Source organism: Bacillus sp. 522_BSPC (assembly GCF_001076885.1).
GTDB classification, from domain to species: Bacteria; Bacillota; Bacilli; order Bacillales; family Cytobacillaceae; genus Niallia; species Niallia hominis.
Map to the genome: position 1 here is coordinate 174 of NZ_JVDT01000248.1, position 21,758 is coordinate 21,931.

Annotated in this window: 17 protein-coding genes and 2 pseudogenes; 15 read left to right on the top strand and 4 right to left on the bottom strand. The window is 37.3% G+C overall.

Annotated elements, in window-relative coordinates; translation table 11 throughout:
* Positions 1 to 157: 157 nt before the first annotated feature.
* Both ADJ83_RS20370 and ADJ83_RS20375 read right to left on the bottom strand, forming a co-directional pair.
* Positions 158 to 1,042: an SDR family oxidoreductase gene (locus ADJ83_RS20370; protein ID WP_048718922.1), complete on the bottom strand. Its 885-nt coding sequence runs from the start codon at positions 1,040 to 1,042 to the stop codon at positions 158 to 160.
* Positions 1,043 to 1,153: 111 nt separating this feature from the next.
* Positions 1,154 to 1,531, bottom strand: coding sequence for a YgaP-like transmembrane domain (locus ADJ83_RS20375; protein ID WP_065429138.1), 378 nt, complete (start codon positions 1,529 to 1,531; stop codon positions 1,154 to 1,156).
* A gap of 171 nt (positions 1,532 to 1,702) precedes the next feature.
* Between ADJ83_RS20375 and ADJ83_RS20380 the strand changes: the two genes are divergently transcribed.
* The 11 genes and pseudogenes from ADJ83_RS20380 to ADJ83_RS20435 all read left to right on the top strand — a co-directional run bounded on the left by ADJ83_RS20380 (position 1,703) and on the right by ADJ83_RS20435 (position 15,705).
* Positions 1,703 to 3,448, top strand: coding sequence for an adenine deaminase C-terminal domain-containing protein (locus ADJ83_RS20380; protein ID WP_048718924.1), 1,746 nt, complete (start codon positions 1,703 to 1,705; stop codon positions 3,446 to 3,448).
* A gap of 138 nt (positions 3,449 to 3,586) precedes the next feature.
* Positions 3,587 to 4,627, top strand: coding sequence for a DUF3048 domain-containing protein (locus tag ADJ83_RS20385; RefSeq protein WP_048718926.1), 1,041 nt, complete (start codon positions 3,587 to 3,589; stop codon positions 4,625 to 4,627).
* A 77-nt stretch (positions 4,628 to 4,704) separates the two neighbouring features.
* Entirely contained in the window at positions 4,705 to 5,019 is a 315-nt protein-coding gene (locus ADJ83_RS20390) for a YerC/YecD family TrpR-related protein (RefSeq protein WP_031540068.1), read from the top strand.
* A gap of 488 nt (positions 5,020 to 5,507) precedes the next feature.
* A complete protein-coding gene (locus ADJ83_RS20395; RefSeq protein WP_031540067.1) occupies positions 5,508 to 6,200 on the top strand; it encodes a heptaprenylglyceryl phosphate synthase in 693 nt (230 codons plus the stop codon).
* A gap of 54 nt (positions 6,201 to 6,254) precedes the next feature.
* Positions 6,255 to 6,938 (top strand): annotated as a pseudogene (locus tag ADJ83_RS20400) (UvrD-helicase domain-containing protein); the annotation flags it as partial.
* 824 nt (positions 6,939 to 7,762) lie between these two features.
* Positions 7,763 to 9,565 (top strand): group II intron reverse transcriptase/maturase, encoded by a 1,803-nt coding sequence (ltrA, locus tag ADJ83_RS20405; RefSeq protein WP_082169300.1) that lies wholly within the window; start codon positions 7,763 to 7,765, stop codon positions 9,563 to 9,565.
* Between the two features lie 96 nt (positions 9,566 to 9,661).
* Positions 9,662 to 11,209: pseudogene (locus ADJ83_RS20410) on the top strand (3'-5' exonuclease); the annotation flags it as partial.
* 17 nt (positions 11,210 to 11,226) lie between these two features.
* Entirely contained in the window at positions 11,227 to 13,251 is a 2,025-nt protein-coding gene (gene ligA / locus ADJ83_RS20415; protein WP_048718930.1) for an NAD-dependent DNA ligase LigA, read from the top strand.
* On the top strand, positions 13,248 to 14,363 hold the full coding sequence (locus ADJ83_RS20420) for a CamS family sex pheromone protein (RefSeq protein ID WP_031538086.1): 1,116 nt from the start codon (positions 13,248 to 13,250) through the stop codon (positions 14,361 to 14,363). Before ligA ends, ADJ83_RS20420 begins: the two co-directional genes overlap by 4 nt.
* 276 nt (positions 14,364 to 14,639) lie before the next feature.
* Entirely contained in the window at positions 14,640 to 15,098 is a 459-nt protein-coding gene (locus ADJ83_RS20425; protein WP_031538084.1) for a YueI family protein, read from the top strand.
* Positions 15,099 to 15,276: 178 nt separating this feature from the next.
* Positions 15,277 to 15,705, top strand: a complete 429-nt coding sequence (locus ADJ83_RS20435) for an organic hydroperoxide resistance protein (RefSeq protein ID WP_031538082.1) — start codon at positions 15,277 to 15,279, stop codon at positions 15,703 to 15,705.
* A gap of 85 nt (positions 15,706 to 15,790) precedes the next feature.
* Here ADJ83_RS20435 and ADJ83_RS20440 read toward each other — a convergent pair whose 3' ends face one another.
* Positions 15,791 to 16,222: a MarR family winged helix-turn-helix transcriptional regulator gene (locus tag ADJ83_RS20440; protein ID WP_031538081.1), complete on the bottom strand. Its 432-nt coding sequence runs from the start codon at positions 16,220 to 16,222 to the stop codon at positions 15,791 to 15,793.
* Between the two features lie 216 nt (positions 16,223 to 16,438).
* Between ADJ83_RS20440 and ADJ83_RS20445 the strand changes: the two genes are divergently transcribed.
* The 4 genes from ADJ83_RS20445 (at position 16,439) to gatB (ending at position 20,717) form a co-directional block, all read left to right on the top strand.
* Positions 16,439 to 17,266, top strand: a complete 828-nt coding sequence (locus ADJ83_RS20445; RefSeq protein WP_031538080.1) for a VanW family protein — start codon at positions 16,439 to 16,441, stop codon at positions 17,264 to 17,266.
* A gap of 248 nt (positions 17,267 to 17,514) precedes the next feature.
* Positions 17,515 to 17,805 carry an Asp-tRNA(Asn)/Glu-tRNA(Gln) amidotransferase subunit GatC gene (gene gatC, locus ADJ83_RS20450; protein ID WP_031538078.1) on the top strand — a complete coding sequence of 97 codons (291 nt, stop codon included), beginning with the start codon at positions 17,515 to 17,517 and terminating at the stop codon, positions 17,803 to 17,805.
* 14 nt (positions 17,806 to 17,819) lie between these two features.
* Entirely contained in the window at positions 17,820 to 19,277 is a 1,458-nt protein-coding gene (gatA, locus tag ADJ83_RS20455) for an Asp-tRNA(Asn)/Glu-tRNA(Gln) amidotransferase subunit GatA (RefSeq protein ID WP_031538076.1), read from the top strand.
* A gap of 12 nt (positions 19,278 to 19,289) precedes the next feature.
* Complete coding sequence (gatB, locus tag ADJ83_RS20460) at positions 19,290 to 20,717, top strand: Asp-tRNA(Asn)/Glu-tRNA(Gln) amidotransferase subunit GatB (protein ID WP_031538074.1); 1,428 nt, start codon at positions 19,290 to 19,292, stop codon at positions 20,715 to 20,717.
* 414 nt (positions 20,718 to 21,131) lie between these two features.
* Here gatB and plsY read toward each other — a convergent pair whose 3' ends face one another.
* Positions 21,132 to 21,752, bottom strand: a complete 621-nt coding sequence (plsY, locus tag ADJ83_RS20465) for a glycerol-3-phosphate 1-O-acyltransferase PlsY (RefSeq protein ID WP_031538072.1) — start codon at positions 21,750 to 21,752, stop codon at positions 21,132 to 21,134.
* Positions 21,753 to 21,758 lie beyond the last annotated feature (6 nt).

The window sequence follows — 21,758 nt, forward strand, 5'->3', positions numbered from 1 at the left end:
AAATCAAGCAAAAGCCGTCTTCGAGGTAACAGAGGAGTCGTCTCTGAGCCCAAATTCAAGCAAAAGCCGTCTTCGAGGTAACAGAGACTCCTTCTCTAAGCCAGACAACATAAAAAATCCAACCTCTAGGTAACTGAGACACTTCCTCCATTTAAAATTAAGCCAATTCAATCCCACCGGTAATACCATATATTTGAGCAGTAACATAGCTAGATTCATCAGATGCCAGAAATACATAAGTACTTGATAATTCAACTGGCTGTCCAGCACGTTTCAAAGGTGCTTGCTGGCCGAATGAAGGAATAGCTTCACTTGGCTGTCCACCTGTAATTTGTAAGGCTGTCCAAATAGGGCCTGGTGCAACAGAATTTACTCGGATTCCTTTAGAAGTCAATTGTTTGGCAAGGCCTCGAGTAAAGCCGTTAATGGCGAATTTGGATGGGGCATAATCTAATAAGTTTGGACTTGGATTATAGCCTTGAACAGAGGAGGTTGTGATAATAGAAGCTCCCTTTGGCAAGTATGGAAGTGCCGCTTTCACTACCCAATATAAAGAAAATACGTTTACTTCAAAGGTTTTTCGGAGCTGCTCTGTTGATAAATCTAGAATATCATCAACAGCCTGTTGTTTTCCGGCTACTAAAGCTAATACGTCTAGTCCACCTAATTCCTGATAAGCTTTATCCACTAATTCTTTACAGAAGCTCTCATCACTTAAGTCTCCAGGTATCAGCACTGCCTTTTGTCCCTCTGCTTCGATTAATTTCTTTACTTCATCAGCATCTTCTTGTTCAGCTGGTAAGTAATTAATGGCTACATCAGCACCTTCACGGGCATAAGCAATGGCGGCTGCACGACCAATGCCAGAATCGCCACCAGTTACTAATGATTTTCGTCCTTTTAATCTTCCAGAGCCCTTATAGCTTGTTTCCCCACAATCAGGCTGGGGATCCATTTTAGCTTGTACACCAGGAGGCTCCTGATATTGTTTTGGAAATTCATCATTATAATATAGATCCAATGGATTTTTTGGATTTGCCATTTTATCAACTCCTTCGTTCATTTTATGTTATTGCATTTACCACCTTAAGGCATTCCTAAACATAAACAAGATAAAGGCCATCCGATATATTGGATAGCCCATAGCAATGTTTTATTTTTTCATATCGTCTGGAGAAAATATTTTCTCTGGACTAAACTGTTCCATCATTTCTGCAACTCCATGAGAGGAAGAAGAATCTTTTGCCTCGGAATCGTGGGAAGATGGTGATGGACTGTGAGAGCTTTGATTTTGCGTGTGTTTGTGCTGGAATTTAGGCATCATTTCATCCTTTTTTCCATAAAGCGCAACTAATGGACAATAACGGACGATACCTTCTGCGATTTTCATCCCAGCTAGCAATGCAATTAGAAAATATGATTGTCGATAAGGCTTCTTCGTCATTTTTGCCGTGCTCCATGCAAGGAATGCACAACCACAAGTAATACGAATAAGCGCATTAATTAAACTTATATTTTGTTTTGGATTCATAAGTTTCGTTCCTCCTACATAAATTTAACAAAACAGTAATATGAATTAATATTTTATATGGTAAAATAATGTTAATCTTAGGAAATTACATAGCAATTCCTAATATATTCAAAGAGAAATCGTTCCATTTTTTATATACATGAGACAGACCATGAAAAGGGAGGAAGCGTAGTGTTAGCTCAGCGATATCGATGGAAAAACAAAGTTTTGCGTGACCATGTATCCATTTTGAATGGTGAAAAATCCCCCACAATCATTCTAAAAAATGCAACTTATTTAAATCAGATATTACGCAAGTGGCTTATAGCAAATATCTGGATATATCAAGATAGAATCATTTATGTGGGCAATGACATGCCCATCCGAATAGATCAAGCAGAAATTGTTGATTGCACAGAACTTTTTTTAGTTCCAGGATATATAGAACCACATGCTCATCCTTTTCAAATATATAATCCCCTAACCTTAGCCCAATATACATCACAATTTGGTACAACTACATATGTGAATGATAACCTTGTTTTGGCTATGCAGTTAGAAAAAAAGAAAGCGTTTACTTTTTTGAACTTTATGAAGGACATTCCATCTACGATATTATGGTGGAGTAGATATGATGCACAAACAGAGCTACAAGATGAAGAGCAAGTTTTTTCCCATGGAAATGTAAAAAGTTGGATAGAGAATGATGCAGTAATTCAAGGTGGAGAATTAACAGGCTGGCCGAAACTTTTAGACGGTGATGATATGATGCTTCACTGGATGCAGGAGACAAAGCGTCTGAGAAAGCGAATCGAGGGACATTTTCCGGGAGCATCTGAGAAAACGCTCGCAAAATTAATGCTTCTGGGAGTAGATAGTGATCATGAAGCAATGACAGGGAAAGAGGTGCTGAATCGTTTGCTTCAAGGGTATAAAGTAAGTCTTAGGTACTCTTCTATCCGACCAGATTTGCCTAAACTGCTAAAGGAAATGAAAGAATTGGGAATTGATCAGTATGATCGTTTAATGCTAACAACAGACGGATCTCCGTCCTCCTTTTACGAAAAGGGGCATATTGATCAACTCATTCGAATAGCAATGAATCATGGTGTACCATTAGTAGATGCTTATAATATGGCAACCATTAATATCGCTAACTTTCATGGAATTGAACATTTACATGGCAACATTGCAACAGGGAGAGTTGCGAATATCAACTTACTGAAGGCGAAAGATAATCCAACGCCTCTCTCTGTGTTAGCCAAAGGAATTTGGGTGAAGAAAGATGGAAAAGAAATAAAGGAAGCTTATCCAACGGTTGAGTGGGAGCAATTTAATTTAACCCCCCTTGATATAAAATGGAATGTAAATAGCCTTGACATGCAATTTTCGATGCCCTTTGGAATAAGATTAGAGAATGCAGTGATTACCAAACCATATTCCATCTCGATTAACGTTTCTGATGCAATTCTTACAGAGGAACACGATGAATGTTATTTTATGCTCTTAGATCGAGAGGGAGAATGGCGAATAAACACTTTATTGAAGGGATTTACAAAGGAAATTGGCGGAATGGCTAGCTCTTATACAGGAGATGGAGATATAGTTTTATTAGGAAAAAGCCATGCTGATATGATAACCGCATTTAATCGCTTAAAGGAGATAGGTGGAGGCATTGTTCTAGTGAAAAACGGAAAGGTAGACATTGAAATTCCATTGCCATTAAGAGGAATGATGGCTGCTATGCCAATGGAGGAGCTTATTAAAAAAGAGAAGGAATTACTGCAGTATATTAAAGATAGAGGCTACCAGTATGAGGATCCTATCTACACCATTGTGTTTTTCACCTCTACCCATTTGCCATATATTCGGATTACGCAAAAAGGTTTATTTGATGTAATGAATAAAAGTATACTCTTTCCAGCGATAATGCGTTAAAATATAAAAGAGTTCTATTGTTTAATTAGAATATTCTGATATATTAAATAAGTAAGGATCTACTCCCTTAAAGGGAGTAGATGTTATAAACGACACAGACCATTTAACATCATGTTGATGGATTACTAGGAGGGGACTATGAAGAAAAGATGGTTTGTTTTTCTATTTCTGCTTCTTACCTTAACGGCCTGCAACAGCGAACCGAAGGATGTAGGAAAACATAATGGTAATCAAACCGGCAATGGTGCTAAGGAAGAAGAGGGATTAACAGACCTTGCTACTTTATATCCATTAACTGGTTTGCCTAGCAATACAGAAAGTACAGACCGTGCAGTTACTGTTATGGTTAATAATCATCCTGATGCAAGACCACAAACAGGACTGACAGATGCAGATATTGTGTATGAAGTATTAGCAGAAGGTGAAGTTACTCGGTTTCTAGCGGTTTTTCAAAGTACAAAGCCTACAGTAGTTGGGCCTGTCCGTAGTTCACGAGACTATTATATCGAGCTTGCAAAGGGTTATAATAGTTTGTATATTGCACATGGCTATAGTCCAGAAGCAAAAAAACTGCTTACAAACGGTTATATTGATAATTTAAACGGTATGGAGTATGATGGAACCCTCTTTAAAAGGTCCTCTGATCGAGTTGCTCCACATAATTCTTACATAAGCTTTGCCAACATTGAGAAGGGTGCAAAGGAGAATAATTATTCGTTATCAGGAGCACCAGAACCATTACTATTTTTAAAAACAAAAGAATTAGAGGAAATAGAGGGCGAAGAGGCAACCTCTGTCACTATTAATTATGGTACGAATCCAAGCTTTAATTCACAGTTTTTATATGAAGATGATATCCAGAAATATATTCGATTCTCTAATGGGGAACAAACAGTTGATTATGAAACAAATGCATCCGTGGCAGTAGATAATGTGTTTATAATTGAAACTAGTCATAAGGTTATTGATAATAAAGGAAGAAAAGAAATTGATTTAACATCTGGCGGCAACGCCTATTTGTTGCAGCAAGGAAAATGGCAGGAAGTTCATTGGGAAAATGTTGAAGGAAGACTTCTCCCATTTAAAGGAGATAAACAGGTAGGTTTTGTACCTGGGAAAACGTGGATTAATATAATCCCTTCGACTCCTGGACTAAAGAGCGCCGTAACGTTGAAATAATGATTGACTATTGGTAAGGCTGATTATTAAAAATGTTGCCTTTGATAAAAATAATGGATAAAAAATGGAGGTTTCCTATGCAAATTGATAAATTAAGAGGAAGAGAGTTGGATCAATTATTTGAATCCATTCTCTCCCTTGAATCATTGGAAGAATGCTATCAGTTTTTTGATGACTTATGTACAGTCAATGAAATTCAATCCCTTTCCCAACGGTTAGAAGTAGCAAGAATGCTAAGGGAAGGAAATACGTATCATACAATTGAAAAAGAAACAGGTGCAAGCACTGCAACTATATCCCGCGTTAAACGCTGCCTGAATTATGGAAATGATGCATATGAATTAGCGTTAGCACGAATTAAGAAAGAAGATCCAACTAAAATAGAAGAATAAGATTGCGAAAGGGATTGTCCCAAAAAAGACTAAATCTGAACGATTTTCTTTTTCGGGACAACCCTTTTATTTTTGAATTCTAGACAGTTTTTGATGAAAACAATGATTAATTTACTATGTGAGAAATGAAACAATTGCTTCCTCCTTTTCGTCCAATAGAAAAGAGAGGGGTTTCCTCCATTCCTTTTAAGAGTTAAGAAAGCATAAGTTTATGAAGTTGATTTGGTGTCCAGCTCCGGGCACCTAGAAGCTGATGGGCTTCACAACCTTTCCTTACGATAAGTCAACATCGGTTCACTAGAGTTGACCATGTTTTTTCCTATATCTGAGGAAAGGTTGGTCCACCTCACACGCTCCTAAACGGGTGTCCTCCGCTTTTCTAATCACCAAGAAATATTTACAAGCAGTTAAACGGAAGGATTTCTTTTTTGATGGAATATCTAATGCTATAATGAAATGATGTAAAGGTTAGAATGGAGGAAGTTTGCATGTATGATGTGCGCGAATGGCGTCATGTATTTAAATTAGACCCGAATAAGGAAATTTCAGATGAAGCGCTAGATCGTTTATGTGAATCTGGTACAGATGCAATCATCATTGGAGGAACGGATGGCATAACATTAGATAATGTCCTAAATCTAATGGCGCGTGTTCGTCGCTATACTGTTCCTTGTATATTAGAAGTGTCAACAATAGATTCGGTTTCACCCGGATTTGATTTATATTTTATTCCTACTGTTTTAAATAGCAGGGATACAAAATGGATAACTGGTCTTCACCATGAAGCAGTGAAGGAATATGGCGAGCTTATGGATTGGGATGAATTTTTGATTCAAGGCTACTGTGTGTTAAATAAAGACTGTAAAGTAGCGGAATTAACAAATGCCCAGACAGAATTATCCGAAGAAGATATCGCAGCATATGCCTTAATGGCAGAAAAGATGTTTCATTTGCCCATTTTTTATTTGGAATATAGCGGAGCATATGGAGAACCTTCGATTGTAAAAGCTGCAAAGAGTCAATTAAGTAAAACCATTCTGTTCTATGGTGGAGGTATTGAAACAGTCGAACAGGCTGAGGAAATGGCAAATTATGCAGATGTAATTGTTGTCGGAAATATAATTTACACAGACATATCTGCCGCATTGCGAACGGTCGAAATAAAAAAGAGTTATCGTTGAATAACCAATGAAGCTAGGTTAAAATAGAATATATGTTCTTATGGTGGTGAAAAGATGCAATTTTTAACAGATAAAATACTAAATGGATTAAATCCAGAACAGAAGGAAGCTGTTAAAGCGACAGAGGGTCCTTTATTAATTATGGCAGGTGCAGGAAGTGGGAAAACCCGAGTTTTAACACAGAGAATTGCCTATCTTATGGTGGAAAAGGGGGTTAATCCATACAATATCTTAGCAATTACGTTTACAAATAAAGCGGCGAAGGAAATGCGTCAGAGAATAGCAGCTGTTTTAGGCGGAGCAAGTGAGGATATATGGATATCAACCTTTCACTCGATGTGTGTGCGGATATTAAGAAAAGATATTGATCGAATTGGCTATAACCGAAACTTTACGATATTGGATACAACAGATCAGCAGTCTGTTATTAAAGGCATCCTGAAAGACCGAAACATTGATCCGAAGAAATATGATCCCCGTGCTATTCTAGCAAGTATTAGTTCTTCAAAGAATGAGCTTGTTACTCCAGAAGAATTTGCGAAGACTGCAGGCGATTACTTTTCACAAATTGTTAGTGATGTATATACAGAGTATCAAAGACGCTTGCGCAAAAACCAAGCCTTGGATTTCGATGATTTAATCATGCAGACAATCCATCTATTTCAAAGAGTACCAGAAGTTTTAGAATACTATCAACGTAAGTTTCAATATATTCATGTAGATGAGTATCAGGATAGTGCGACACGTTTCTAACTGAAAAGGTTAGACACTAGCGTAATGCTAGGAGAACTAAGAATCTGAAGAGTCGAATGATGGGGTAACGCCCTGAAAGGCTCGCCTAATCCTCCGAATAGCGTTCAGGTGGTGCAAAACACTTGAGGGTTATAAGCTCGGTGAAGTCGGTTGAAGGTCATCCTAACGAGAAAGACGAGGAAAGCTCTCTGGAGGCAGGGGGTATGGCTGATAGACCGGGGTTCTACAAGACAATCTATGGTGAGAAATTAGATGTCACAGCCATCTATTGACGAAATTCCGAATGTACGGCTCTAGAGATATAGCTATTCGAAACGGATAGTCCCGCATGTCGGGGTTAGTGAGGTAGAGTAAAATTTGTCTTTATGAAATACCTTATGATGTTACAGGCATCATCCAGCTAACAGGGCTAGAGGAATCACCTACGGATTGTGAATGAACAGATAGGATTCTTGGAACGTGGTAAGCCGATAACGTGGAGAGTTTGCATTCTATGAAGCGGTAGCAGGGAAAGCATATATGTCGAAAGTGTATATGTATAACCTCTTTTATGTCGGTGAAGGTAATGGCACAGTACCAAAGAAACTGTTATAACAAACAGTGGAGGGATAGCCATTAGTCAACTGTTAGAAGACGACATTATTAAAACAGAAATTTCAGGTTCGAGTATGACTAAGAGAAATGAAAGCTGAAATTACAAACCCAATTTGGGAATGTAAAGAGGTGAGTAATTGACTGAAACCCATGCGAAGCCGAAGAAGTTAAAAAGTCAAAAGCTGAGAAACAATGAGTATTACAACACACAAGACATGTTTGACCAGTTATATCAGCTAAGTTCGGAAGGAAAAACTTTTAATAAGTTATATGAATTAGTTCTACACCCTGCAAATGTTAAACTTGCTTTTCGTAACATCAAGAAAAACAAGGGAAGTAAGACAGCGGGAGTGAATCAAAACACTATATTCGAAATCGGACTTAGAAGCCCTGATATGCTTGTACAATATGTTAAAAAACGCCTAGATGATTATAAACCTCATAAAGTGAAACGTAAGGAAATCCAAAAGCCAAATGGCGGCATTCGTCCTTTAGGAATTCCTACTATTGAAGATAGACTTATTCAACAATGCCTATTACAAGTTCTTGAACCTATATGCGAGGCTCGCTTTCATAAACATAGCTATGGATTCAGACCTCATCGGAGTCAAATCCACGCATATTCAAGGGCTGTAACATTAGCAAACAAAAACAAACTACATTATGTAGTAGATGTTGATATTAAAGGTTTCTTCGATAACGTTGATCATGGGAAGTTGCTTAAACAACTATGGACGATTGGAACTAGGGATAAACGTATTCTTTCGATTATAAGTAAGATGCTCAAAGCTGAGGTTAAAGGAATTGGGAAACCTACTAAGGGAACTCCACAGGGAGGAATTCTTTCTCCGTTACTTTCAAATGTAGTATTGAATGAATTCGACTGGTGGATAAGTAATCAGTGGGAAACAATTAAGACGAGAAAGGATTACACAAAGATACGTGTAATTGGTGGAAAACAGCGGTTTGACCAAACGGTAAAATACGCCACCCTTAAAAGGTATACCAAGTTAAAGGAAATGTTTATTGTAAGATATGCAGATGACTTTAAAATCTTTTGTCGAGACCACAAAACCGCATTTATTATATTTGAATCTTCTAAGCAGTGGTTAAAGGAAAGATTAGGCCTTGAAATCAGCAATGAGAAATCGAGAGTAGTCAATTTACGTAAGAACTATTCTGAGTTTCTAGGGTTTAAGTTCAAAGTAGTACCAAAAGGCAAAAAGCGTGTTGTTAAATCGCATATGACAGATAAATCACGACGCAAGGTAATTGAGAAAATAAAAACAAAAGCTGAATTTATTCGAAGAAAACCGAATAAGGCTGAAGTAACTAAATTTAACTCAACTATCTTGGGAATTCACAATTATTATCGGTATGCGACACATACGACAAAGGATTTCAGTGAAATTTCTTACTCAGTCAAACGAATCCTGTATAACAAGCTTAAAAAAGCAAAGAGTTCAAAGGGAGTTATCACACCATTCTTTCAAAAAGCATATAAAGATTATCTTAATAAAAAGAAATTCTTTGCATGTGGCATGATTTTATTCCCGATAGATGGGGTGAAACACAAAAGCCCTTTGAACTTTACTCAGGAGAAAAACTCTTATACCGAAAGTGGTCGAATCTTGGTTCATAATAGCCAAGAAGCTGTATCGCCATTCATGGTACATTATTTGATGGAAAACCCAATAAAATCTGAGAGTATGGAATACAATGACAATCGACTCTCCAAGTACATTGCACAGTTAGGTAAATGTGCAATAACTGGTAAAGACTTAATTATTGGGGAAATGGAACTTCATCATAAGAAGCCAAGAAATTTAGGCGGAACAGACGCTTATCGAAACCTTATATTTATATGTAAGGAAATTCATAAGTTAATCCATGCGGTAAAAGAAAACACCATTAATAAGTATCTTAATGTACTGAATCTTAATGAAGAACAACTGAGTAAAGTTAACACTCTTCGTAAAAAAGTGGGAAACTGTGTAATTGATAATGTAACGAGCTAGTAGTTGATGGGGCGCCGTATGAGGTGAAAGTCTCACGTACGGTGCTAAGCGGGGGAAAAGATGGAGATTACTTCAAAGTCTTACCTATCGCAACCGAATAGATCACAATATATGCTAGTAAAACTTTTAGCAAGCCGATTCCGCAATCTCTGTGTAGTTGGGGACTCTGATCAGTCTATTTATGCATGGCGTGGTGCAGATATATCCAACATCCTTTCTTTTGAAAAGGATTATCCAAATGCAAAAGTAGTAATGCTGGAACAAAACTATCGTTCCACAAAACGAATTCTGCAAGCCGCGAATCAGGTCATTGCCAATAATTCTGGTCGTAAAGATAAAAATTTATGGACAGAAAATGAAGATGGCAACAAGATATACTATTACCGAGCTGATAGTGAGCAAGGGGAAGCGCAATTTGTTATTGGGAAAATTCAAGAATTAAGAAGAGAAACATCTCTTAACTTATCGGATATAGCTATCCTTTATCGAACAAACGCACAATCACGTGTAATGGAGGAAATGCTTCTTAAGTCAAATATTGAATATTCGATTGTTGGAGGTATAAAGTTCTACGATCGAAAGGAAATTAAAGATACACTTGCTTATCTTCGTCTGATTGCAAATCCGGATGACGATATTAGCTTCCAACGGGTCATTAACGTTCCAAAGCGTGGAATTGGCTCTAGTTCAGTTGATAAAATCGCTAATTTCGCAGCAATGCATGATATGTCCATGTATCAAGCATTAGAGGCCGTTGAATTAATTGGCTTAAGTCCAAAGATTACGAAGGCTGCAAGTGAATTCCGTGATTTAATTCAAAATTATACAAGAATGCAGGAATATTTATCTGTGACAGAACTTGTCGAAGAAGTTATTGATAAATCCGGCTATGTAGACATGTTAAAAGCGGAAAAGTCCATTGAAGCTCAAAGTAGATTAGAAAACATAGAAGAATTTATGTCTGTGTCGAAAAACTTTGAAGATGCTAATGACGATAAATCATTAATTGCTTTCCTAACAGATTTAGCATTGGTTGCCGACATTGATAAATTGGATGATGATGGAAAACAAGCAGATTCTGTTGTTTTAATGACATTGCACTCTGCAAAAGGTTTAGAATTCCCAATTGTTTTCTTAATTGGTTTGGAAGAAGGAGTTTTCCCACATTCTCGTTCATTAATGGAAGAAGGAGAGATGGAAGAGGAACGCCGTCTTGCATACGTAGGAATTACACGGGCAGAGAAGCAATTGTATTTAACAAATGCCCAGATGAGAACTTTATTTGGACGTACCAATATGAATCCACCTTCTCGGTTTGTAAAAGAAATTCCGGAAGATTTGCTTGAAGGTGTGAATCCTGTTTCGAATAGACAAAGAATGTCACCAGCACAAAGCGGCTCTCGAACTTCTTATTCCCAACAGCAGCCAACGAGAAAGGCAGTTATCCGTCCTGCTACAGTCGCAACAGGTGGAGAAGGAATCGGATGGAGTGTAGGCGATAAAGCAGTCCATGGTAAATGGGGTACTGGGACGGTTGTTAGTGTTAAAGGAGAAGGCGATTCAAAAGAGCTAGACATTGCTTTTCCAAGCCCAGTAGGCATTAAACGACTATTAGCTAAATTTGCACCGATTCAAAAAGGATAAGGAAAGGAAAAGGATATATGGAACAAACTCTTGCAGAGAAGCGAGTTAAAGAACTGCATAATTTATTAAATCAGTATGGGTATGAATATTATGTTCTGGACAATCCTTCTGTTCCTGATGCGGAATATGACGCATTATTAAATGAATTAATCCGTTTGGAAGAACAATTTCCGAGCTTAAGAACAAATGATTCTCCATCACAGCGAATTGGCGGAGAAATACTGGATATGTTCTCAAAGGTTCAGCATCAAAAACCGATGCTGAGCTTAGGGAATGCATTTAATGAGGCGGATTTACGCGATTTTGATCGAAAGGTTCGTGCGGCTATTGGGGAAGACTTTTCATACGTCTGTGAATTAAAGATAGATGGGCTTGCTGTTTCCCTTCGATATGAGAATGGCTTATTTGAACAAGGAGCAACGCGAGGGGATGGAACAACTGGAGAGGATATTACGGCGAATCTGAAAACGATTCGCTCTATTCCCCTACGTTTAAATCAACCGGTCAGTTTAGAGGTTCGTGGCGAAGCATTTATGCCGAAAAAATCCTTCGAGGCACTTAATAAAATAAAGGATGAAAATGGGGAAGAGCCATTTGCCAATCCTAGAAATGCTGCAGCTGGTTCTTTACGTCAATTAGATCCACGCATTGCGGCATCTCGAAACTTGGATATCTTCCTTTATGCCATTGGGGATGTTGGTCAGACAGGTGTTCAATCCCATAGTGAAGGACTGGATTTACTCGATACACTTGGATTCAAAACAAACAAAGAAAGAAAAAAATGTCAAACAATTGAGGATGTTTTACAGTATATTGAAGGCTGGCAGGAAAAACGTCCACACTTGCCCTATGAAATAGATGGAATTGTAATAAAAGTAGACGGTTTAGCTCAGCAAGAGCAGCTTGGAACAACTGCAAAAAGTCCGAGATGGGCGATAGCATACAAATTTCCCGCAGAGGAAGTAATGACAAAGCTTCTTGCCATTGAACTGAATGTGGGGAGAACAGGTGTTGTGACGCCAACTGCTGTATTAGAACCCGTAAAGGTTGCTGGAACAACGGTGAAAAGAGCATCACTACATAATGAGGACTTAATACGGGAAAAAGATATTAGACTCGGCGATATGGTTGTTGTCAAAAAAGCTGGTGATATTATTCCAGAAGTAGTGAATGTTTTAGTGGAAAAAAGAACCGGTGAAGAAGAAGAATTTCTAATGCCTACTCATTGTCCTGAATGTAATAGTGAACTTGTTCGATTAGAGGAAGAAGTAGCATTGCGCTGTATTAATCCAAAATGTCCTGCGCAAATTAGGGAAGGCTTAATTCACTTTGTTTCTAGAAATGCTATGAATATTGACGGGCTTGGTGAGCGAGTAGTGAGCCAATTATTTTCTGAAAAACTAATTGAAGATGTTGCGGACTTATACACATTAGATTATGAGCAACTCATTCAATTAGAAAGAATGGGCGAAAAGTCTGTGAATAATTTATTGCAAGCAATAGAAGCTTCAAAGCAAAATTCCCTTGAGAGGCTGTTGTTTGGCTTAGGAATTAGACATGTGGGAGCAAAAGCAGCGAAAACAATTGCAATGGAATTCAAACATATGGACCAGCTTGTTAAAGCATCAAAAGAAGAGTTAACGGCTATTAATGAAATTGGCGAAAAAATGGCTGACTCCATTGTCACTTTTTTTGAACAGGAAGAAGTGCTGGAATTAATCAATGAACTTAAAACCTATGGTGTTAACATGGAATATACGGGTCCATTACCAGTAACGACAGAAGATGCTGATTCCGTATTTGCTGGAAAAACCATTGTTTTAACAGGAAAGTTAGAACAACTTTCTCGTAATGAAGCTAAAGAACAAATTGAATTATTAGGTGGTAAAATAACAGGAAGTGTCAGCAAGAAAACAGATTTAGTCATTGCAGGAAATGATGCAGGAAGTAAATTAACAAAAGCGGAACAGTTAGGTCTTGAAGTATGGGATGAGGAAAAACTTATGGAAGAATTGAAGAACAAAGGTGTGTTTGGTGAATGAAAAAACACGTAATGATGGTGCTTGGACTAATATTAGTCCTATCAGCTTGTGCACCTAACTTTAATAAAGAAGAAGAAGTAAAGACAGAAGACGTAGATAGTAATACAACAGAAACAGCGATTATACCAAATTATAAAATCTCTGACGATTATTATAAGGTAGTTGTTCCATTCAAAGCTTCTGAAGCAAGGGGATTGGTTGTAAATAATTTAAATACCCGCTATGACATTGCTGAATTTGAAACAGGATTAATGCGAATTGCACAAAATGCATATGATCCAGAACAATACTTTTTCCAAGAAGGCCAGTATTTAGATAGCAGTTTAATCACCAATTGGCTTGGGAGAAAGTCTAGCAAGAATGCAAAGGGGTTAAATCCAGCTGGCGAGGAAAATGGCAAAGAGCCCATTTATTTAGCTCATATCCTCGAACATGATTATTTAGTGAAAACCGATGATAATAGTTTAAAGCTTGGTGGAATTTCAATTGGTTTGGCTATGAATTCAGTCTATTCCTATGTAGAAAAGGGAGCGGCAAAAGAACTGAAAATAGATCGAACAAAGCTTGAAAAAGAAGGGAAAAAAATTGCAATAGAGGTAGTAAAAAGAATTAGAGAAGTGGAAGGACTTGAAAAGGTTCCAATCATTATTTCTCTTTTTGAGCAGAAAGAAAGCTCCTCTGTTGTTCCTGGAAACTTTATTTCATATGCTAAGGTTGCAGGTGATAGCAAAAGTATAGGGGACTGGGAAGAGATTAATGAAAAATATATTTTATTCCCAAGCTCAGATACGCAATATAAGTCAGAAGCGGATGCATTTTCTTATTTTAAGCAGGACATTGAAAATTATTTTCCTAACTTTAATGGAGTTGTCGGAAGAGCTTTCTATGTGAATGATGAAATGCAGAATTTAAGCATTGAGATTCCGATTCAGTTTTATGGAGAAGCAGAAGCACTCGGCTTCACTCAATTTGTTGCAGGGAAGGTTATGGAACATTTTCCGCCAAATAATACCTCTTCTGTGCAGGTTAGCATTACCTCCGTATATGGCCCTGAAGCATTAATTGTTCGTGATGTTGATGCAGAAGAACCATTTATTCATATTTATCAATAAAGGGATACTTCCATAAATGGGAACTCTTGATCTCTCGTTTATGGTTAGTTGAACACCTTCTTCCTCGAATTTTATAAGCTAACGGTGTACTTACTGAAGGTTAAGAGGATAATGTCAGAGAGTTAATCATCATGCTTCCCTTGAAAAGTGGAATAACTGATGCCTAACTCTCTCTTTTTGTATCATGACAAAAAAATTTCAAAAAGGTACAAGTTTTTTTATCAGCAGAGTAGAGTATAGTATGAGAAAAGGAATCTATTTGAAGGAGTTGTGAACATGTCATCAAACCCTAACTTAGATGATTATATGCAAAAGGGAATGTATGGGGCAAAGGAAACAAAGCCAGAGGAACGAAGAAAATTTCTTGGTACTCTAAGAGAAAGAGTTGTGATTGCACTAAATCAATCCCAAGTAATTGAACCATCGCCCTACAAAGAAATACTTGATGCGATGAAAAAGAATACAGGTGCGAAGTTATATTTAAATGGTCATTTAGACTATTCATACTTATCGAAATATATTAAGGAAGCTAATCAAGCCAAAATGGAATACACGATTGTAACCAATAAAGAGGCAGATAGTGAAATTGGCTTATTAATTGCTTATGATCATGCGATTAATAAAGAAGATATTTATATCGGGGAACAAACAAACGATACAGTAGAAGAGGAATCTTCGCAAGATAGTCAGAAAAAGGGATTATTTACGACTATTGGAAAATGGTTTAGTAAGTAAGAAAAGGGCTCAAAAGGAGAAATCTTTTTGGGCTTTTTTGTTTAAAATAATTGTTGTAGGCATGTTTACTTTTTTTGAAAAGGGTAAATATGAAAAGAAAGTGCAAAATATTTGTTTTGTGAAATTATATTGCGTACAATGTATATGTGGAAAATAATAAATTATTGGAGGAATAATCATGAGCGATACAATTCTTACAACATCTGTTACAGCAACTGGTGGAAGAGAAGGCCGAGTAGAGTCAGAAGACTATGTTATTCAATTTGATACAGCGATGCCAGGAACTCAAAGAGCAAAGGAATTGGAGGATGCAACAAACCCTGAGCAATTATTTGCAGCTGGATATTCGGCATGTTTTGATGGTGCATTACAATTAATGGCACAGAGAGAAAAAGTAAACTTTGACTCTGAAACAACAGCTAGTGTTAGCTTACTAAAGGATGAAACAGATCAAGGCTTTAAATTAGCTGTAAAATTATCTGTAAAAGGAACTGGAATTGAAAAGGATGTTTTAGAGGAGCTTGTACACAAAGCGCATAACTTCTGCCCATACTCTAAAGCAACTAGAGGAAATATTGATGTTCAATTAGAAGTGGTTACAGCTTAATAGAAGCATAAAAAGAGAGCAGATTGAAAGTACCTAAACTTTTATCTGCTCTCTTTATGTCTATCCTATTTTAAATCATGGTGCATTACGTGAGGTTTTGCAAAAGCTTTAATAGTGATTGCTTTAATTCAGTGATTTCTTCGTCTGATTTTCCAAAAAGCTTGAAAACTTCGGTTGGAATACATGCTGCTTTTTGCTGTAGAGAAGCTCCTTTGTCCGTTAAGGTAATGAGTACGGAACGCTCATCCTCAAGGGATCGCTTACGTTGGAGTAATTGTTGCTGTTCCATTCTCTTAAGCATTGGCGTTAGTGTACCAGAATCGAGGTATAAGTAATTTCCCATTTCCTTCACACTAAGACTTTTATGCTCCCATAGAAGTAAAAGAACTAGGTATTGTGGATAGGTTACATCTAGCTCCTCTAACAAGGGCTTATATTTTTTCGTTAATTCCCGTGAACTTGCATATAAAAGAAAACAAAGTTGGTTTTCTAATTTTAAAGAGTCTAATTCATTCATTGTTCGTCACCTAGCTTTTTAGTCTTCTAAATATTAACTATTGTATCGGATTTTGCGTGAATTTCCTATCTATTTGCCAAGAATGAGAAAAATAAAGCAATTTCTGTCTCGGGTATAAGGGATTTTTACTGCTTAACAACCCTCTTAGAAAAAAGAAGGATTTACGAAATAGTTAGCGAAATAAAGGAGAAAAGGGAAAAAATGGAGAGCGTATTTATGAATATTACAGCGTTAAGACCCAAAAAAAGGTCAGCCCTACGTCTTTATTTCGGGAAAAAATATTATACCACAAAGAGATATATGCAATGGATGATAGCGAGAAAACACTATGCAAAGAAAAAGCAAAAGGCATTACTACCCCATTCTTATTTTACCCATAAAACAATGCTACTAAGAGAATTAAAGGATGTTGATATGAGGCTGCAGTATAACAAAATTATTAATTTAAAAGTGGCGGTTTCAAAAATAAATTTGATAGTCATAGAACCAGGAGAAACCTTTTCTTATTGGAGAACAATAGGCAAGCCCACTTATAAAAAGGGTTTTGTAGACGGGATGGTTCTGTATTCTGGGAGCTATCGTACTGGAGTTGGAGGAGGGCTGTGCCAGCTTTCTAATCTGATTTATTGGATGACATTACATACTCCGTTAACAGTGGTGGAAAGGCATCGCCATAGTTATGATGTTTTCCCTGATTCCAACCGAACACAGCCATTCGGTAGTGGCGCGACTTGTTCCTACAATTATTTAGACCTACAAATCAAAAATGAAACAGATACTACTTTTCAATTATGCTTAGAAGTAACAGATACCCATTTAAAAGGGGAATGGCTAGGGGCAGCACCTAGTTTATCTCATTATGAAGTGTTTGAAAAGGAGCATCAAATCACACCAGCCTATTTCGGCGGCTATATTCGCCATAATCAAATTTATCGAAAAAAATTTAATAGAAGAGGTGTATTATTGGAGGAAGAGTATATTACAGAAAATCATGCGTTAATGATGTATGAGCCACTCCTTTCCTCGCTGGAGAATAACCGATAAAAAGAGGGAGGTCCCTCTATTTTTACTTTAAAATAGAAATGAACGGAGCGACCAACTAAATCAAAATGGTATAATTGTAAAGACTATGTACATTTAATATGGATAAACATTTTTCAAGGAAAAACAATCATTTATAAAGAAACGGCTTTCTTACAAGATATAATCTTACTTTCGGTTGCTTTCCTAATGATTTGTTTGCTATTATCAGATTATTGTATTGTACGTATAACGATGGAGGTGACATATATATGTCAAGAATTACAAAGGAAGAAGTAAAGCATGTTGCGAATCTAGCTAGACTTGCGATATCGGATGAGGAAGCAGAGCATTTTCAAAAGCAATTGGATGCTATTATTTCTTTTGCAGAAGAACTAAATGAATTAGACACAGAGGGAATTGAACCAACTTCCCATGTATTAGATATGAAAAATGTATTACGTGAAGATGTACCAACAAAGGGCTTACCTGTTGAGGAAGTTTTACGCAATGCGCCAGACCATCAGGATGGACAAATTAAAGTGCCATCTATCATTGAGTAAGGAGGGGAAATCATATGAGTCTTTTTGATCAAAAGATGACGGATTTACAGGAACTATTACATAAGAAAGAGATATCTGTTACAGATTTAGTAAAAGAATCGTATAATCGCATAAAAGACGTAGATGGGAAAGTACAAGCATTTTTAACATTAGATGAAGAAAATGCTTTATCACAAGCTAGCGTACTAGATAGCAAGCTTGTAAATGGGGAACATTCCGGGAGCCTATTCGGAATGCCGATTGGGATAAAGGATAATATTGTTACGAAGGATTTAAGAACAACTTGTTCGAGTAAAATCTTAGAGAATTTCCAACCGATTTATAATGCAACAGTTATGGACAAGCTGCAAGCAGCTGGAGCTATAACAATCGGAAAGCTAAACATGGATGAATTTGCTATGGGATCTTCCACGGAAAATTCCTATTACCAAAAAACGAAAAATCCATGGAATCTTGAAACAGTTCCTGGTGGATCATCAGGTGGATCTGCTGCATCGGTTGCAGCGGGTGAAGTACTATTTTCCCTTGGATCAGATACTGGTGGCTCCATTCGTCAACCAGCAGCTTTCTGTGGGGTTGTCGGCTTAAAACCTACATATGGAAGAATTTCTCGCTTTGGTCTCGTTGCGTTCGCATCCTCACTTGATCAAATTGGACCAATTACACGTACGGTAGAAGACAATGCTTTCTTGCTTAATGCTATTTCTGGTTTAGATCCAATGGATTCTACTTCGGCAAATGTAGAGGTTCCTGATTTTACGAAAGGCCTAACGGGAGATATTAAGGGCATGAAAATAGCTGTGCCGAAAGAGTATCTAGCAGAAGGAGTAAACGAAACAGTTCGCCAATCTGTTTTAGATGCATTAAAGGTATTAGAAAAATTAGGCGCAACATGGGAAGAAGTTTCCTTGCCACATAGTAAATATGCCCTTGCTACATATTATTTATTATCTTCTTCAGAAGCATCTGCAAACCTTTCTCGTTTTGATGGGGTACGATATGGTTATCGTGCGGATAATGTGGAAACATTAATCGATCTGTATAAGCGTTCACGTGCAGAAGGATTTGGCGATGAAGTGAAGCGCAGAATTATGCTTGGAACCTTTGCTTTAAGCTCTGGCTATTATGATGCTTATTATAAAAAAGCACAAAAAGTACGTACATTAATTAAAAAAGATTTCGAAGATGTATTTGAAAAGTATGATGTTATTATTGGACCAACTACTCCAACACCAGCCTTTAAGTTAGGAGAAAATGTGGATGATCCATTAACGATGTATGCAAACGATATATTAACGATTCCAGTGAACTTAGCTGGCGTACCAGGTATATCGGTTCCTTGCGGCTTCTCTAACGGTTTGCCACTTGGTTTACAAATTATCGGTAAACACTTTGATGAAGCATCTGTATATAAAGTGGCTTATGCGTTTGAACAAGCTACAGATTATCATAAACAAAAACCAACGCTGTAAGGGGTGAAAAAGATGGAATTTGAAACAGTCATTGGGCTAGAGGTCCATGTAGAGTTAAAAACACAATCAAAAATATTCTCAGCAAGTCCCAATCACTTCGGTGCTGAGCCGAATACAAATACGACAGTAGTCGATTTAGGCTATCCTGGCGTACTACCTGTTTTAAATAAAAAAGCTGTAGAATATGGCATGAAAGCGTCTATGGCATTAAACTGTGAAATAGCGACGGAGACGAAATTTGACCGTAAAAACTATTTTTATCCAGATAATCCAAAAGCTTATCAAATCTCACAATTCGATAAACCGATTGGAGAGCATGGCTGGATTGAAATTGAAGTAGATGGCTATAAGAAAAAAATTGGGATTACCCGTGTGCATTTAGAAGAGGATGCAGGAAAACTGAATCATGAGAAAGGATATTCATTAGTGGACTTCAACCGTCAAGGAACGCCATTAATTGAAATCGTTTCTGAGCCAGATATTCGTACACCAAATGAAGCATATGCTTACTTGGAAAAATTGAAATCCATCATTCAATATACAGGCGTATCTGATTGTAAAATGGAAGAAGGTTCTTTGCGCTGTGATGCCAACATTTCGATTCGTCCTGTAGGACAAGAGGAATTTGGAACAAAAACGGAGCTGAAAAACTTAAACTCCTTTAACTTTGTTCGCAAAGGATTAGAGTATGAAGAACAACGACAAAGAGAGGTTGTTTCTTCAGGTGGTGTCATTAATCAAGAAACACGCCGCTTTGATGAAGCAACAAGTACAACATTGCTAATGCGTGTTAAAGAAGGTTCAGATGATTATCGTTATTTCCCCGAACCAGATTTAACAGATTTGTATATCGACGAAGATTGGAAAGCAAGAATTCGTGCGGAAATTCCAGAATTACCAGATGCAAGACAAAAGCGTTATATGGAAGAATGGGGCTTACCAGAGTACGATGCGAAAGTATTAACCGTTACGAAGGAAATGGCTGATTTCTTTGAAGGCACTGTTGCAAATGGAGCGGAGCCAAAGCTTGCTTCTAACTGGGTAATGGGCGATGTTTCTGCCTATTTAAACGCAGAGCAAAAGGAGCTAGCAGAAGTAAAGCTAACTCCAGAAAATCTTGCTGGTATGATAAAGCTCATTGGAAATGGAACAATCTCCAGTAAGATTGCAAAACAAGTTTTTAAAGAGTTGATTGAAAATGGCGGAGATGCGGAAGCGATTGTTAAAGAGAAAGGGCTAGTGCAAATCTCTGATGAAGGTGCATTGCTGAAAATCATCGGCGAAGTATTGGATAACAATCCTCAATCCATTGAAGACTTTAAAAATGGAAAACAAAAAGCAATTGGGTTTCTTGTTGGTCAATTGATGAAAGCGACAAAGGGACAAGCAAATCCACAAATGGTTAATAAATTATTAGTCGAAGAAATGAATAAAAGATAAGAAGGGGATCTATCTCCCCTTTAGCTGTCAGCAAATGTTGAAAACGACTTTGCTGGCAGCTTTTTTTATGGGAAAAGAGGGGGAGGATGGCAAAACTAGCTTGGATAGTGGTATATATTCTAGTCGAACGTGGAAATCAGCCAACCCAACGATAAATCAGCCAAAGTAGGAGGGAAATCAGCCAAACCAGCGATAAATCAGCCAAAGTAGGAAGGGAATCAGCCGAACTAGCGATAAATCAGCCAAACCACCATCCCCATCCCAGCACTTCCCTCCACAACCTCCAAAATCAAAATAAAGGAGCAACTCTTAAAAGAGCAACTTCTTTATTTTGATTTCCATTCATTCGACAGTATTTCCCAGGAAAAGTCCGTAATCAACAATTTCCTGAAAAGCTTGTCCAATTAAGGGGAATCAGCCTATTTTCTTCGGGTTAATTCGATCCTTTTTTATGTTTTTATCATTAATTTTAGGTTCTTGATGATGAATAAAATTAAGAATATTAGAGCGATGTAAAAAGATTAATAGTATTAAAAACAAGAAAAAGAGCCAGTCATGTTGGATGGTAGGAGATAATAGCGCATATAAAAAAATGATTATTCCTACTGAAATACTACCCAAGAATACATATTTTGTTATAAAAATAACAGCGAAGAATGCAAAATAGGTAATGAAAAACAAAGCTGGATTGGCAACGAGAAGGGTCCCTGCTGTAGTTGCAATTGCTTTTCCACCACGGAATCTAGCGAAAATTGGAAAGCAATGACCAATGACAGCGACTAATCCAGTGTATAACGGATTTATATCTACCATTAGCAAGTATGGTAAGCATGTGGCTAGCGCTCCTTTTCCGACATCAAGTAGTAAAACGGCAATCCCAGCTTTTTTGCCTAACACGCGAATAGAATTAGTAGCTCCTGGGTTAAAACTGCCATGTTTACGAATGTCTATACCATAAAAAACCTTGCCGATAATTAAGGCAGTTGGAAAAGAACCGATTAAGTAAGAAGCTAGGATAATAATAATCAAGTGCATTTCTCC

Bases quoted from the DNA above. Each gene is read 5' to 3' on its own strand.
- ltrA (WP_082169300.1), top strand. From the start codon at position 7,763: ATGTTTGACCAGTTATATCAGCTAAGTTCGGAAGGAAAAACTTTTAAT.
- ADJ83_RS20425 (WP_031538084.1), top strand. From the start codon at position 14,640: ATGTCATCAAACCCTAACTTAGATGATTATATGCAAAAGGGAATGTAT.
- ADJ83_RS20420 (WP_031538086.1), top strand. From the start codon at position 13,248: ATGAAAAAACACGTAATGATGGTGCTTGGACTAATATTAGTCCTATCA.
- ligA (WP_048718930.1), top strand. From the start codon at position 11,227: ATGGAACAAACTCTTGCAGAGAAGCGAGTTAAAGAACTGCATAATTTA.
- ADJ83_RS20435 (WP_031538082.1), top strand. From the start codon at position 15,277: ATGAGCGATACAATTCTTACAACATCTGTTACAGCAACTGGTGGAAGA.
- ADJ83_RS20385 (WP_048718926.1), top strand. From the start codon at position 3,587: ATGAAGAAAAGATGGTTTGTTTTTCTATTTCTGCTTCTTACCTTAACG.
- ADJ83_RS20370 (WP_048718922.1), bottom strand. From the start codon at position 1,042: ATGGCAAATCCAAAAAATCCATTGGATCTATATTATAATGATGAATTT.
- gatB (WP_031538074.1), top strand. From the start codon at position 19,290: ATGGAATTTGAAACAGTCATTGGGCTAGAGGTCCATGTAGAGTTAAAA.
- ADJ83_RS20445 (WP_031538080.1), top strand. From the start codon at position 16,439: ATGAATATTACAGCGTTAAGACCCAAAAAAAGGTCAGCCCTACGTCTT.
- ADJ83_RS20390 (WP_031540068.1), top strand. From the start codon at position 4,705: ATGCAAATTGATAAATTAAGAGGAAGAGAGTTGGATCAATTATTTGAA.
- ADJ83_RS20440 (WP_031538081.1), bottom strand. From the start codon at position 16,222: ATGAATGAATTAGACTCTTTAAAATTAGAAAACCAACTTTGTTTTCTT.
- gatC (WP_031538078.1), top strand. From the start codon at position 17,515: ATGTCAAGAATTACAAAGGAAGAAGTAAAGCATGTTGCGAATCTAGCT.
- ADJ83_RS20375 (WP_065429138.1), bottom strand. From the start codon at position 1,531: ATGAATCCAAAACAAAATATAAGTTTAATTAATGCGCTTATTCGTATT.
- ADJ83_RS20395 (WP_031540067.1), top strand. From the start codon at position 5,508: ATGTATGATGTGCGCGAATGGCGTCATGTATTTAAATTAGACCCGAAT.
- gatA (WP_031538076.1), top strand. From the start codon at position 17,820: ATGAGTCTTTTTGATCAAAAGATGACGGATTTACAGGAACTATTACAT.
- plsY (WP_031538072.1), bottom strand. From the start codon at position 21,752: ATGCACTTGATTATTATTATCCTAGCTTCTTACTTAATCGGTTCTTTT.